Below are 13,495 nucleotides of genomic sequence, written 5' to 3'. Positions count from 1 at the left end.
CCACCCTGCGCCAGATCATGACGATCTGGAGAGCATCATGAGCGTCGAATTTCTGGTTACCGCCCTGATCATCATCGCCACACCGGGGACGGGGGCCCTCTATACCCTGGCATCGGCCCTGTCGCAGGGGGCACGGGCGGGCCTGCTGGCGGCACTGGCCGGCACCATCGGCATCTTGCCGCATATGCTGGCGGCCATCACGGGGCTTGCCGCCCTGCTGCACACCAGTGCGGTTGCCTTCGATATCCTGAAATATGCAGGGGGCGCCTACCTGCTTTATATGGCCTGGGGCACCTGGCGCGATGGCGGGGCGTTTCAGCTCGATACGGCCAAGGCGCCGCAGGGCGTAGGGCGAACGATCCTGTCGGGTCTGCTGATGAACCTGCTGAATCCGAAACTATCGATCTTCTTTGTGGCCTTCCTGCCGCTGTTCGTGCCCAGCGACGCGCCCGCCCCCGTGCCACACATGCTGGAACTGAGTGCGGTGTTCATGGGGCTGACCTTTGCCACCTTCGCCGCCTATGCCCTGTTCGCGGCATCGTTCCGTAGTCAAGTCCTGGCGCGGCCCCGGCTGCTGCTGTTGCTGCGCCGGGGTTTTGCGGCGGGGTTCGTGCTGCTGGGGTTGCGGCTGGCCGTGACGCAGCGGTGACGGATCAGTTCGCGGCGTCGCGCACATGCCGGATGGGGGTCAGTGCCATGCCGGCAAGGGCCAGCGTGATCAGGCTGAGGCCTGCCGCCACCATCATCTGTGTCACAGACAGGTGCCGCAGCAAGGCCCCGGTCAGGGCGGCGGACAGTGGCCCGACGCCCATGAAGATGAACATGAACAGAGACATGGCGCGGCCCAGCATCGCCGGCGGCACGCGGCGCTGCATCCAGGTCCAGACCCGAACCTGCAGGAACCCGGCGATGGTCCCCACGACAAACAGCAGACCGATCAGCTGCCATGCCGCCGTCACCAGGGCTGTGGGCAGAAACATCAGCCCACAGAGCGTATCGGCCGCCAGGATGGTCAGGCCCAGCGTGCCCAGCCGCCAGGAGGGCCGAGACGCCGACACGGCCAGTCCCAGCAACGTGCCCGCACCATGGGCCGCCAGCACGGTGCCCAGCAGGCCGGCACCGCCCAGACGTTGATCCACCAGCACGGGCAGACCCACCTGTACCGGCCCGGAAATCAGGGCCGACACGGCCGCAAAGTAAAGGCACAGTGCGCGCAGATGCGTGTCGGACCAGAAATGGCGCAACCCCTCCCAGATCGACCGGAACAGGCCGGTGGCGGCAGCGGCCGGATCAGCCTTGACCGCCCGCACCTTGGACAGGGTCCAGGCGGACAGGGCGAAGCTGACCGCGTCCAGCAGGAAGGCAAGGCCGGTGCCGCTGTCCTTTGCCCCCGTCACCGGCACATCGCCCGGTGCCGACAGGGCGATCAGCAGCCCGGCCAGTGCCGGCCCCAGCAGCATCGCCGTTTGCCGCAGCCCCATCATCACGCCATTGGCCGCCGCCAACTGTTCCCGCGCCACCACGGTCGGCAGGATGGAGGTGCCGGCGGGAATGGAAAAGGCACTGGCCAGACCGATGCCCAGCGCCAGCGGATAAAGCGCCCAGAGCGGCAGCGTATCAAACCAGACCAGCCCGCCCAGCAGACCCAGCAGCAAGGTGTTGACATGCTTGGTCAGCATCAGGACGCGATGGGCCGAGTAACGGTCGGTCAAGGCCCCGCCAACCAAGATGAACAGGGCGCGCGGCACACCCATGATGGCCAGGACAAGCCCCACCGCGAGCGTATCGCCCGTTAGTTTCAGCATCAGCCAGGGCATGGCCAGCAGGGTGAAATGGTCCCCCAGCATGGAAATGACCCCGCCGGTCAGAAGCCAGCGAAAGTCACGGTTGGCGAACAGGGCACGGCGCGCGGCCGCCGCCTCAGGCGTTTTCATCATTCGGTTCCGTATTGAGGTTCTGTCCCTGGACATCGGCGGGGAGGAGACCCGCGGAGGCCAGACCCGACAGATCGGCATCGCGCGCCCCGACCTGAACCGCCGCGATCACCCGTTGCAGCCAGGACACCTCCAGAGCGGCGGTATCACGGCAATGTTCCATGAGAAGCTGGCTGCCCGTGGACAGCATCCCGCCCATGCCGGCCAGCATGCCCGACAGCATGGCGTGACCTTCGCGATAGGCGGCCATCCGCTCCGTCAGCTGCGGCAGGATGGCCGCCGGGTCGGCACGGTGCAGGAACAGCAGGGCCGGGTGCAGCGGATGGAAGGCCGGCTGCCGCAGGCTGAACTGTTCCACCATCAGGATGGAGAACCGTTCCCGCCCACTGTCGGTCAGGGAATAGACGGTGCGCGCCCCGCCACGGGCCACCCGCTCCTCCCCCACCGCCATGATATGGCCTTCCTTGGCCAGTTGGCGGACAGCGTAATAGAGAGTGCCCACATCGATATCGACATAGCGGTCGACCATGGCATGGGTCAGGCGTCGTTTGATCTCATAGGGATGCATATCCCCGCGATGCAGGATACCCAGGATGAGGAGTTCGGCTTTCATAGTTTAATTAAACTATTCAATTCCGACCATTCTGCCAAGCAGATTCCTGAAAGCCCGGCGAAGCAAAGGTTTGGCAGAAAGCAATGGAATAATTTTTGACCCCACAGGGCCTAACTGTTGCGGGCACGCGTCTTGCAACGTACCTTGGGCCTCGCTGGGGACAGCCGACGGGGGTATGCCAGCCGAGTGGCCGTCAATGATGACGGCAGCGGCTTTTCAAGGGTGACCATCGTCGGACCCGCGACCCGGCATTGGTGCAACCGGCAGATTAAAGCCCGTCAGAACAGGTTTTCCGGCAAGAATGGCGCTCCAGCAACGGCTCGATATACGCCAGGCACAGTCGCTGGTGATGACGCCGCAGCTTCAGCAGGCGATCAAGCTTCTTCAGCTGTCGAACCTGGAGCTGGCCGAATATGTGGATGCGGAACTGGAACGCAATCCGCTGCTGGAACGCGACGACGGCAATGGCTGGAATGATGCGCCCACCACCGGCGTGGACCGGGAGGAAGTGCCGGCCCCCGTGAATGAGAGCCGGGTTGCCGATACGGTGGAACTGGCCACGTCCGACCGGATGGCCGGATCCAACGATGCCCCGCTCGATACCGATTTCGAGAATGTCTACACCAACAGTTCCGCCGCCGACATGGACAGCGCGGGCCTGGGGTCGGGCGAGCAGTTTGGCGACTGGTCGTCGCGGTCCGGTGGATTCGACGATGATGGTGAGGGGTTCGAAGCGACCCTGACGGAGCGGCCCAAGCTGCGCGACCATCTGGAAGAACAGATCACCATGGATCTGTCCGACCGGCTGGACCGCATGGTCGCCTATGCCCTGCTGGACCATCTGGACGAGGCGGGATATTTCACCGGCAATCTGGAAGAGGTCGCGGTCCAGCTGGGCTGCGGGCTGGATCAGGTGGAAAATGTGCTGCTGCGCATGCAGCGTTTCGACCCTGCTGGCATCTTCGCGCGCACGCTGGCCGAATGTTTGGGCAACCAGTTGCGGGAGAAAAACCGCCTGGATCCCTGCATGCAGGCGCTGCTGAATAACCTGCCGCTGCTGGCGGCGCGCAATCTTCAGCAATTGCTGAAGGTCTGCGGCTGCGACGCCGAAGATCTGTCGGACATGGTGGCAGAGATCAAGGCGCTGAACCCCAAGCCGGCGCTGTCCTTCGATTTCGAGCCTGTTCAGACCGTCGTGCCCGACATCCTGATGCGCGCCAGCCCCGGCGGCGGCTGGATCGTGGAGCTGAATACCGAGACACTGCCGCGCGTGTTGGTCAATCAGCGCTATCACAGCCGGGTGACCACGGGTGCCCGCAGCAAGGCCGATAAGGAATATATCGCCGAACAGTTCCAGTCGGCGAGCTGGCTGGTGAAAAGCCTGCATCAGCGGGCCAACACCATCCTGAAGGTCGCGACCGAGATCGTGCGCCAGCAGGACGCCTTCTTCCTGCACGGGCTGCAATTCATGAAGCCACTGATTCTCCGCGATATCGCGGAGGCCATCGGCATGCATGAAAGCACCGTTAGCCGGGTTACCACCAATAAGTTCCTGTCCTCCCCGCGTGGGGTCTTCGAACTTAAATACTTCTTCACGTCCGCCATCCAAGGCGCCGATGGTCAGGCGGCCCATTCGGCAGAGGCCGTGCGGTATCGCATCAAGGCCCTGATTGATGCGGAGAAGGCGGATGACACCCTGTCCGACGACAAAATCGTGGAAATCCTGCGTGCCGATGGGATCGACATTGCACGCAGGACGGTGGCGAAGTATCGTGAAGGTATGAAGATCCCCTCTTCAGTCCAGCGCCGTCGGGAAAAGGCCCTTGGGTTGTAACCCCTGCGCTGGCCGCTGAAGGAAGACCGTTCTGGAACTCCCGGTCTGGATGCCGGTTCCAGGAAGCTGGTTCCTTCGGGTCAGGCCATGCGCCCTGAAACGACAGGTCAAATATGCAAGTTACCGTCAAAGGCAAGCAACTGGATGTGGGCGATGCACTGCGGACCCATGTAAAGGATCAGCTGGCATCGATGGTCGGAAAATATTTCGGAAACCCCATGGAGGCGACCGTCATCCTTTCCAAGGATGCGCATCTGTATAAGGCCGATATTCAGGTACATGTCGGTCGTGGGATTCTGTTGCAGTCGAATGCCGAAGCCACGGAACCCTATCCCGCCTTCGACGAGGCCGCCGACCGTGTGGCCAAGCGTCTGCGCCGCTATAAGCGCCGTCTGAAGGATCACCATGAACGAACCACGCTGAACCAGCTGCCCGTTCAGGCCGCCCGCAAGTACATCCTTGAAGCGGAGACGGATTCCGACGATTATGCGGCGGATGAAGCGCCGGCTCCGGAAGGGAACGGGCATCACGGCATGGTCGTCGCTGAGATGGAAACCTCCATCGAAATGCTGACGGTCAGTGACGCTGTGATGCGCATGGACCTTGCGGATTTGCCTGCACTGATGTTCCGTAACCGCGCACATGGCGGGCTGAACATGATCTACCGCCGGGCCGATGGCAACATCGGCTGGGTAGACCCTGCCGGGGCGGCCGGGTCGGTGAAACAGTAAGGCGATGCGTACCCCATGGCTCTGTCCCTACGTTCCGTATCCCCTTCATTCCAGACCCCTTCGGCAGCGATGAATGATCTTTTGACGCCGGAGGCGATCCTCCCGAACCTGAAGGCCGGCTCCAAAAAGCAGGTCCTTCAGGAACTGGCGAAGAAGGCGGCCGACCTGACCGGCCAGCATGAACGGGCCATTTTCGACGTGCTGGTGGAACGTGAACGCCTGGGCACCACGGGCGTGGGGCGCGGCATCGGTATCCCGCATGGCAAGCTGCCGGGCCTGACCGGCGTTATGGCCATTTTCGCCCGGCTGGAAAAGCCGGTCGATTTCGAGGCGATCGACGAACAGCCGGTGGATCTGATCTGCCTGCTGCTGGCCCCGGAAGGGGCCGGTGCCGATCACCTGAAGGCCCTGGCGCGCGTGTCACGCGCTCTACGGGACCCCGTGCTGTGTGACAAGTTGCGCGGGGCGGAGTCAGGCGATGCCCTGTTCGCCCTGCTGGCCCAGACCGAACAGGTGAATGCCGCGTAAGGTTTTGGGCTTGGTATGAGACTTCGTGAAACCGGCGTCCCGGCAATGGGACGCCGGTTTTGCGTTTGGGGAGGTGGTCACCCGTAGGTGAAGCGACGCAGCAAGGCCTCCAACGGGCCACGGCCAAAGCGCTGAGCGTAAATCCCCGTCAGGATCATGGATGACAGGGCCACCAGCAGTGACAGCCCCAACAGGGCCGCATGCCCCAGACGGTCATACCAGCCCACCCCATACCCGCCGAACAGGGCACCGGCGATAACCCCTTGCAACACATAGCAGGAGAGCGAGTTACGGCCCGCCAGCAGCAGCAGAGCCGGCGGTTGCCAGCGATCCGCCAGCCAGAGAATGGCCGCCAGATAGACGGTTGCCAGCACCGGCCCGCCGAAGGCGATCAGACCGATACAAAGCACGCTCACCAGACCGGCATCGGGCTGCGTGACAGCCGTTGTGCCACTGACATAGGCCAGATTGAGCGTCAGACCGGCCATAAGCAGCCAGGGCAGTGCCCGATACAAGCGGCGGCGCGCCTCGCTGTCAGGATCGAAGAAATTCACGCGCGCCGCGGCGATACCGGTCAGAAAGGCGGCCAGCGCCGATGGCCCCTGAAACAGAGCCAGAAAGGCAAATGTCGATGGCCAGTCGCGCAGACGCACCGTGACGGTGTCAACGTAACCGCCACCCAGATTGGGCGTGGCCCCCGCCCCCACATCACCGGCAAACAGCAGGATCAGCCCCAGCAGCAAGGCGCTGCCAAACGACAGGCACAAGAGACAGCCTGCCAGTTTCAGCAACCGGCGCGGTGGGCTGCGACGCAGCGGCCAAGCCAATAGACCCAGAACAGCATAAAGCACCAGAATGTCACCCACGAAAACCAGCACGACATGCATGACGCCAAACAGCGCCAGTAGGCCCAACCGTCGCGCGAATCGTCGGTTGAATGACGCCCCTGCCCGTTCCGCCGACAGGGACTGTACCTCCATCCCCCAACCAAAAATGAAGGAGAACAGGAGGAAGAACTTTGCCTGAAACAGAAACTCCACCAGCATCGCGGCCAGCCGGTCGGCAGGAGCCGGCGGCAATACCATCGTTGCTTCCATAGGCAGGGCAAAGAAGGGCAAATTGACGACACAGATACCGGTCAGCGCGACCAGACGCACCAAATCCACGGCGGCATTGCGTTCAGACGACAAAATGACCACCTCTATGCTGAGCAGTTGCTCATCTTATACTGAGCAGTTGCTCAGCATGTCAATCAGACGTGATGATGGGGAAGATCGGCCGTGAACGGACGGGACAAGGGCGGGCGGGAGCGGATCATTCAGGCGGCAGTGACTTTGCTGCTGGAGATGGGCCTGCTGGCCGTACAGACACGCGCCGTGACGGAGCGCGCCGGCGTGGGGACCGGCCTGCTGAACCACCATTTCCGCTGGCCCGAACTGCGCGCCAAGGCTTGGGAAGCGATCTTCGACGGGGTAGTCGCCGATCTCTGGCGCGCCGGTGAGGACCCGCAGGCGGCCCTGGATCGGTTCATCGTGGAATCGTTCGATAACAGTGCCCGCCCCTACTGGACCCTGTGGATACAGGCAGAGGCCCTGTCGGCAACCGATAAGGCCATGGCGGCGGCACTGGCCCGCGCACGCTCCGCGCTGCGCCACCGTTTTAAGACGCTGCTGGAAGCGGGCAATGCCGCGGGCTGTTGGTTCCTGCCAAGGCCCGATGCCACCGCCCTAAGGCTGGAGGCGCTGCGGGATGGCTTGGTCGGCATGCTGCTGAACGGCGACCCGGAGATCGACGCCGCCCAGGCCAGCCACCATCTGCGCCACGCGATCACGCTGGAACGAGGGGACACGCCCACCCTTGCGGCACCGTGATCTGTGATTGGCGTGACGATTCCGGGCGATGGTTGATTGAAAAGAGCCTGCCCGCCCCTTACCGACTCCCTGCCGACTCCAAGTAAGGATAGATTCGACTCGCGTTTCTCCTCCGCGACTCGCAAGCCGCAGAAACCCTCATTTCCCGAGTCGCGCCCCCAAAAGAAATGGGGGCCTTTCGGCCCCCTATCCTTACTTGGTCCTACTCGGCGCTCAGTCGTTCCGGTGCCGTAACAGGGATCGGAAGCCGGCTCAGCATCTCCTTCGGGACCACCTGCCAGAACTTGCCCCGCACCAGTTCCCAATCGTTGAGAAGCTGGGCGGCCCAGCGGCTGCCCGTCTCGTCAATATGTTCCTGGATCAGGGCCTTCAACTGTTCCTCGTAATGCGGAACCTCCAGGCGCTGCCAGATGACGCTTTCCGGGTTCACGAACAGCGGGAACTGGCCCTCCTCGTCATAGACATAGGCCATGCCGCCCGTCATGCCGGCGGCGAAATTGTCGCCGACCTTGCCCAGGATGGCGGCCAGACCGCCCGTCATGTATTCGCAGCCGTTGGAACCGCAGCCTTCGACCACGACCGTAGCACCGGAATTACGCACCGCGAACCGCTCACCGGCCTGACCCGCCGCGAACAGCTTGCCCGCCGTGGCACCGTAGAGGACGGTGTTGCCGATGATCGTGTTCTCGTTGGTCTTCAGCGGGCTGGCCGTCAGCGGACGCACCACGATGGTGCCGCCCGACAGGCCCTTGCCGACATAGTCATTGGCATCGCCGAACACTTCCAACTTCAGACCCTGCACCGCGAAGGCACCCAGCGACTGACCCGCCGATCCGCGCAGGCGAACGGTGGCGTGGCCGGGCTGCAACCCCTTCATGCCGAACTTGCGGGTGATCATGCCCGACAAAGCCGTGCCGATGGCGCGGTGCGTGTTCTGGGCGTGATACTGCATCTGGGTCTTCTCACCCACTTCGAACAAGGCCTTGGCGTCCTTGATCATCTGGGCATCCAGCGTGTCCGGCACCTCGTTACGGCCTTCCAGCGTGCAGTAACGGGCATATTCGCCCGGATCGGCCACCGACAGCAGCGGGTTCAGGTCGAGATCGTCCAGATGGGCGGCACCACGGCTGACCTGATGCAGCAGGTCCGAACGGCCCACCACTTCCCGCAGTTCACGGAAGCCCAGGTTGGCCAGGATCTCACGCACCTCTTCAGCGATGAAGCTGAACAGGTTCACGACCTTTTCAGGCGTGCCCGTGAACTTCTTGCGCAGGTCTTCATCCTGCACACAGACACCGACGGGGCAGGTGTTGGAATGGCACTGGCGGACCATGATGCAGCCCATGGCGACCAAGGCCGCCGTGCCGATGCCAAATTCTTCCGCGCCCAGCATGGCGGCCATCACGATGTCACGGCCGGTCTTCAGGCCGCCATCGGTGCGCAGCGTCACGCGGTGGCGCAGACGGTTCAGCGTCAGCACCTGCTGCACCTCCGACAGGCCCATTTCCCACGGCACGCCAGCATACTTGACGGAGGTCTGCGGCGAAGCGCCGGTGCCGCCATTATGGCCAGCGACCAGGATGATGTCGGCACCGGCCTTGGCCACGCCAGCGGCAATGGTGCCGATGCCCGACCGCGACACCAGCTTCACACAGACCTTGGCAATCGGATTGATCTGCTTCAGGTCATAGATCAGCTGGGCCAGATCTTCGATCGAGTAGATATCATGGTGCGGCGGCGGGCTGATCAGCATCACCCCCGGCGTGGAATGGCGCAGCTTGGCGATCAGTTCTGTGACCTTGAAGCCGGGCAGCTGCCCGCCTTCACCGGGCTTCGCACCCTGCGCCACCTTGATCTCGATCTCGCGGCACTGGTTCAGATATTCCGCCGTCACACCGAAGCGACCGGAGGCCACCTGCTTGATGGCGCTGTTCCAGTTGTCGCCATTGGCATCCGGCTTGAAGCGTGCCGGGTCCTCACCACCCTCCCCGCTGACCGACCGCGCGCCGATGCGGTTCATGGCGACGTTCAGCGTGCCATGCGCCTCCGGCGACAGGGCACCCAGCGACATGCCGGGCGTGATGAAACGCTTGCGCAGGGACGTAATGCTTTCCACCTCATCCACCGGCACCGACTTTTCCGCCGGCTTGAAATCCAGCAGGTCGCGCAGATTGATGGGCGGACGCTTGTGCAGCGCCTCGGAGTATTTCTTGAAGGTGGAGAAGCTGTCGGTGCCCACCGCCGTCTGCATCAGGTGGATCAGGCCACCTTCCCAGGCATGGCGGTCGCCGCCCTTGCGGAAGCGGTAGAAGCCGCCGACCGGCAGGGCCACCACATCCTCGTCATAGGCGATCTTGTGCTGGCCCACGACCTCTTCCTGGATGCCGTTCAGGCCCAGGCCGGAGATGCGGGACGGCAGACCGGGGAAATATTCGGCAGCCAGCGAGCGCGACAGGCCAATGGCCTCAAAATTCAGGCCACCACGGTAGCTGCTGATAATGGAGATGCCCATCTTGGACATGACCTTCAGCAGACCGTCATTGATGGCCTTCTTGTAACGCTTCAGGCATTCCTCCAGGCTCATCTGGCCGAACAGACCACGGCGGTGGCGGTCGGCGATGGCTTCCTGGGCGATATAGGCGTTGACGGTGGTGGCACCCACGCCGATCAGCACCGCGAAATAATGCACGTCCAGGCATTCACCCGAGCGGACATTCAGCGAGGTGAAGGTGCGCAACTGCTGACGGATCAGGTGGGTGTGGACGGCACCGGTCGCCAGGATCATCGGCATCGGCGCGCGGTTGGCCGTCATCGCCTCGTCGGTCAGGATGACGTGGGTGGCGCCACCACGGACGGCATCTTCGGCTTCCTGACGGATACGGCGCAGGCCGTCACGCAGGGCATTGGGGCCGATGGACGGATCAAAGGTGCAGTCAATCTCCGCCGCCGTCGCCCCCATGTACTTGCGCATGGCGCGGAATTCCGCACTGGTCAGCACGGGGCTTTCCAGTTGCAGCAGGCGGCACTGGGTCGAATCCTCGTCCAGGATGTTGCCCAGATTACCCAGACGCGTCTTCAGCGACATGACGCGGGTTTCGCGCAGGCTGTCGATGGGCGGGTTGGTGACCTGGGCGAAGTTCTGGCGGAAATAATGGTGCAGACCGCGATACTTGTCGGACAGAACCGCAATGGGGCTGTCGTCACCCATCGAACCGACAGCCTCCTTGGCGTCATCGACCATGGGCTGCAGGATCAGCTCCAGATCCTCCATGGTGATGCCATAGGCCAGCTGACGACGGCGCAGCTCATCCTTGGACAGTTCTGCCGGCTCCACCGGGGCCTTCTTGACCAGATCGTCCAGGACCGTGATCTCGCCGATCCAGTCGCCATAGGGGCGCTGGGCGGCCAGATTGTCCTTGATCTCCCGGTCGTGGAACAGGCGGCCTTCTTTCAGGTCCACGGCAATCATCTGCCCCGGACCCAGGCGGCCCTTCTCCACCACGGCCTGTTCGTTGATCTTCACCATGCCGGTTTCCGACCCACCGATGATCAGCCCGTCGCCGGTGATGACATAGCGCAGGGGACGCAGGCCGTTACGGTCAACACCGCCCACGACCCAGCGACCATCATAGATGGCCAGGGCCGCCGGGCCGTCCCACGGCTCCATCACGGCATTGGCGTAGCTGTACAGGTCGCGGTGCGCCTGCGGCATCACTTCCTTGTTCGACCAGGCTTCCGGCACCAGCATGGTCTTGACCATGGGTGCGGAGCGGCCCGACATCAGCATCAGCTCGAACACGGCGTCCAGCGCGCCCGAATCCGACGAGCCGACCTGAATGACCGGCTTCAGATCTTCCACATGCGCGCCGAACGCCTCGGAATACATGCGCGTTTCATGCGCCTTCATCCAATTGACGTTGCCGCGCAGGGTGTTGATCTCGCCATTATGGGCCAGCGTGCGGAACGGCTGGGCCAGCTGCCAGGTCGGGAAGGTGTTGGTGGAATAGCGCTGGTGATAGACGGCGAAATTGCTTTCGAACCGTTCGTCCAGCAGGTCCGGGTAGAAGGCCGTCAGCTGTTCGGCCAGGAACATGCCCTTATAGATGATGGAGCGGGCCGACAGCGTACAGATGTAGAAGCCGCCGATCTGTTCACCGGCCACCGCCTTCTCGATGCGGCGGCGGATGATGTAGAGGTCGCGCTCGAACTGCTCATCCGACACGCTGCCATCATTACCGACCATGATCTGTTCGATCTCGGGCCGGGTGGCGTTGGCCTTCTCACCGATGATCGAGATGTCGATGGGCACCTGGCGCCAGCCATAGATGGTGTAGCCCCAGTTCAGGACCTCGGTCTCGACAATGGCGCGGCAGCGTTCCTGCGCCGACAGGTCGGTACGCGGCAGGAAGACCTGGCCCACGGCGATCAGGCCCTTCGGCTCCGGGTGGCCGGTACGGACCACATGTTCCCGGAAAAACGCCTGGGGCAGCTGCACATGGATGCCCGCACCATCGCCCGTCTTGCCATCGGCATCGACCGCACCACGGTGCCAGAGGGCCTTCAGCGCCTCCACGGCCTTTTCCACCACCTCGCGCCGCGGCTTGCCATCGATGGCGGCCACGAAGCCGACGCCGCAGGCATCATGCTGCTCGGTATCGACAAAGGCGGTGGTGTCCAGCAGGGCCTTGTTGGCGGTGTATTCCGCCGCGAAAATCTCACCGGCGTTGATGGTGGCGTCGGTCATGGTCAGGCCCTCTGTTCAGAAGTCAGCGCATCGGCCAGGGACACGGGCGTGCCCACGGCGTCAGTGATTTTGATGTGGTTTGGCTGGGCGGCAAACCGGTCCAACCAGTCGCGAATGGCGGGATAGGGGGCAAGATCAAAGCCCCCTTCCTCCGCCACATGGGTGTAGGCATACAAGGCAATGTCGGCGATGGTGGCCTGCTGCCCCACGAACCAGTCACGGCCCGTCAGGTGGCGTTCCATCAGCTTCAGCGCCGCATGCCCCTGCTCGCGCTTCACGATCAGGGCATGGATACGTTCGGGGTCCATGGCCACCTTGTGGGTGATCCAGAACCGCGCCGTCGCGATGTTCGGCTCGTGGCTATACTGTTCCCAGAACAGCCATTGCAGGACAGCGGCCTTATCCCGGCGGTTATCCGGCCAGAAGGTCGTATCCTCCGCCAACCAGCGCAGGATGGCGTTGCTTTCGCCCAGAAAATCACCGGGCGAAAGCCGCAGCAGCGGGATGCGCCCGTTGGGGTTCAGCGCCAGGAAAGCCTCTGTCCGCGTCTCGCCTGTGTCGATATCCATCTCCACCCGCTCAAACGGCAGGCCCAGCTGCGTCAGCAGCCAGCGGCACTTGTAGCCGTTCCCGGAGGAGAGGTTGTCGTAGAGGCGGAGCATGGTTCGGTCGGGGCTTTCTTGTGTCTCAGGGTTACTCGGCGGCTACTTCGGGATAATCACGCTTGAGGTCTTCGGGGTGGGCGCGATACCAAAGGCTGTCGGCACTGAAATGCAGTTCGTCAGGCCAGCCTATGGCGTACCCCTCATGGACCACTTCCAACTTTTGCAGGAAGAAATCCAGATCACGGACGGGGGCCAGCGCCGGCCCCTCGATGAGCGGTCGGAAATCAATGACATCACTGCCACCGTCCACCCATTGAACTGTCACGGTGAAATCGGGGTTCGCCTTGGCTTCCTTAACAAACCGCATCGCGATCACTCCTTGATCTTCTCCGGTGACTCACCGCGCTGCGCCACTGTCCAGGCCGCGTAAAGCTCCGGGAGATGGCGGCGCGCCCAATCGCGGATCGCCCGCAGATCAGACGCTTTGAGCGTCCCTTTCACATCCTCGACCGTCAGACCATCCAGATTGATCTTGGCAAAGACGCCATTACCTTGGATGTGAAAGTGCGGGGGCGCATGATCACGAAAATACATCAGGATCATGAAACCGGCGACATATCCGACAGTCGGCATTC

At 63.0% G+C, this 13,495-nt stretch carries 12 protein-coding genes; 5 read left to right on the top strand and 7 right to left on the bottom strand.

Annotated features, from left to right (window positions below; genetic code table 11):
* The first annotated feature begins 37 nt into the window (after window positions 1-37).
* Window positions 38-649, top strand: a complete 612-nt coding sequence (locus ABC729_RS01945; protein WP_495605981.1) for a LysE family translocator — start codon at window positions 38-40, stop codon at window positions 647-649.
* Between the two features lie 4 nt (window positions 650-653).
* Here the strand turns inward: ABC729_RS01945 and ABC729_RS01940 are convergent, their stop codons facing one another.
* A complete protein-coding gene (locus ABC729_RS01940; RefSeq protein ID WP_495605980.1) occupies window positions 654-1,937 on the bottom strand; it encodes an MFS transporter in 1,284 nt (427 codons plus the stop codon).
* Window positions 1,921-2,547, bottom strand: a complete 627-nt coding sequence (locus ABC729_RS01935; protein WP_495605979.1) for a PadR family transcriptional regulator — start codon at window positions 2,545-2,547, stop codon at window positions 1,921-1,923. The genes ABC729_RS01940 and ABC729_RS01935 overlap by 17 nt, the downstream gene beginning before the upstream one ends.
* A gap of 301 nt (window positions 2,548-2,848) precedes the next feature.
* On the opposite strand from ABC729_RS01935, the gene rpoN reads away from it, so the two are divergent.
* From rpoN to ptsN, 3 genes are all read left to right on the top strand, one after another.
* On the top strand, window positions 2,849-4,381 hold the full coding sequence (gene rpoN / locus ABC729_RS01930; RefSeq protein ID WP_495605978.1) for an RNA polymerase factor sigma-54: 1,533 nt from the start codon (window positions 2,849-2,851) through the stop codon (window positions 4,379-4,381).
* A gap of 113 nt (window positions 4,382-4,494) precedes the next feature.
* Entirely contained in the window at window positions 4,495-5,112 is a 618-nt protein-coding gene (gene hpf / locus ABC729_RS01925; protein WP_495605977.1) for a ribosome hibernation-promoting factor, HPF/YfiA family, read from the top strand.
* Between the two features lie 69 nt (window positions 5,113-5,181).
* Entirely contained in the window at window positions 5,182-5,640 is a 459-nt protein-coding gene (gene ptsN / locus ABC729_RS01920) for a PTS IIA-like nitrogen regulatory protein PtsN (protein ID WP_488967141.1), read from the top strand.
* Window positions 5,641-5,717: 77 nt separating this feature from the next.
* On the opposite strand, the gene ABC729_RS01915 is transcribed toward ptsN, so the two are convergent.
* Window positions 5,718-6,830 carry a DUF418 domain-containing protein gene (locus tag ABC729_RS01915; protein ID WP_495605976.1) on the bottom strand — a complete coding sequence of 371 codons (1,113 nt, stop codon included), beginning with the start codon at window positions 6,828-6,830 and terminating at the stop codon, window positions 5,718-5,720.
* Between the two features lie 90 nt (window positions 6,831-6,920).
* On the opposite strand from ABC729_RS01915, the gene ABC729_RS01910 reads away from it, so the two are divergent.
* Window positions 6,921-7,511: a TetR family transcriptional regulator C-terminal domain-containing protein gene (locus tag ABC729_RS01910; protein ID WP_495605975.1), complete on the top strand. Its 591-nt coding sequence runs from the start codon at window positions 6,921-6,923 to the stop codon at window positions 7,509-7,511.
* Between the two features lie 202 nt (window positions 7,512-7,713).
* Here ABC729_RS01910 and gltB read toward each other — a convergent pair whose 3' ends face one another.
* From gltB to ABC729_RS01890, 4 genes are read right to left on the bottom strand one after another with little or no spacing between them, the layout of a single operon-like run.
* Window positions 7,714-12,255 (bottom strand): glutamate synthase large subunit, encoded by a 4,542-nt coding sequence (gene gltB, locus ABC729_RS01905; RefSeq protein WP_495605974.1) that lies wholly within the window; start codon window positions 12,253-12,255, stop codon window positions 7,714-7,716.
* A gap of 2 nt (window positions 12,256-12,257) precedes the next feature.
* The gene (locus tag ABC729_RS01900) at window positions 12,258-12,917 is read right to left on the bottom strand and encodes a glutathione S-transferase family protein (RefSeq protein WP_495605973.1); all 660 of its coding nucleotides are present in this window, start codon (window positions 12,915-12,917) and stop codon (window positions 12,258-12,260) included.
* Window positions 12,918-12,948: 31 nt separating this feature from the next.
* Window positions 12,949-13,227, bottom strand: coding sequence for a DUF2442 domain-containing protein (locus ABC729_RS01895; RefSeq protein ID WP_495605972.1), 279 nt, complete (start codon window positions 13,225-13,227; stop codon window positions 12,949-12,951).
* A 5-nt stretch (window positions 13,228-13,232) separates the two neighbouring features.
* Window positions 13,233-13,493, bottom strand: coding sequence for a DUF4160 domain-containing protein (locus tag ABC729_RS01890; RefSeq protein ID WP_495605971.1), 261 nt, complete (start codon window positions 13,491-13,493; stop codon window positions 13,233-13,235).
* Window positions 13,494-13,495 lie beyond the last annotated feature (2 nt).

This window comes from Niveispirillum sp. CC-CTL257 (assembly GCF_059489915.1).
The sequence above is the reverse complement of the archived record's forward strand: the minus strand, read 5'-3'. Positions and strand labels throughout refer to the sequence as shown.

Bases quoted from the DNA above. Each gene is read 5' to 3' on its own strand.
- ABC729_RS01935 (WP_495605979.1), bottom strand. From the start codon at position 2,547: ATGAAAGCCGAACTCCTCATCCTGGGTATCCTGCATCGCGGGGATATG.
- ABC729_RS01890 (WP_495605971.1), bottom strand. From the start codon at position 13,493: ATGCCGACTGTCGGATATGTCGCCGGTTTCATGATCCTGATGTATTTT.
- ABC729_RS01895 (WP_495605972.1), bottom strand. From the start codon at position 13,227: ATGCGGTTTGTTAAGGAAGCCAAGGCGAACCCCGATTTCACCGTGACA.
- ptsN (WP_488967141.1), top strand. From the start codon at position 5,182: ATGAATGATCTTTTGACGCCGGAGGCGATCCTCCCGAACCTGAAGGCC.
- ABC729_RS01945 (WP_495605981.1), top strand. From the start codon at position 38: ATGAGCGTCGAATTTCTGGTTACCGCCCTGATCATCATCGCCACACCG.
- ABC729_RS01940 (WP_495605980.1), bottom strand. From the start codon at position 1,937: ATGATGAAAACGCCTGAGGCGGCGGCCGCGCGCCGTGCCCTGTTCGCC.
- rpoN (WP_495605978.1), top strand. From the start codon at position 2,849: ATGGCGCTCCAGCAACGGCTCGATATACGCCAGGCACAGTCGCTGGTG.
- ABC729_RS01900 (WP_495605973.1), bottom strand. From the start codon at position 12,917: ATGCTCCGCCTCTACGACAACCTCTCCTCCGGGAACGGCTACAAGTGC.
- hpf (WP_495605977.1), top strand. From the start codon at position 4,495: ATGCAAGTTACCGTCAAAGGCAAGCAACTGGATGTGGGCGATGCACTG.
- gltB (WP_495605974.1), bottom strand. From the start codon at position 12,255: ATGACCGACGCCACCATCAACGCCGGTGAGATTTTCGCGGCGGAATAC.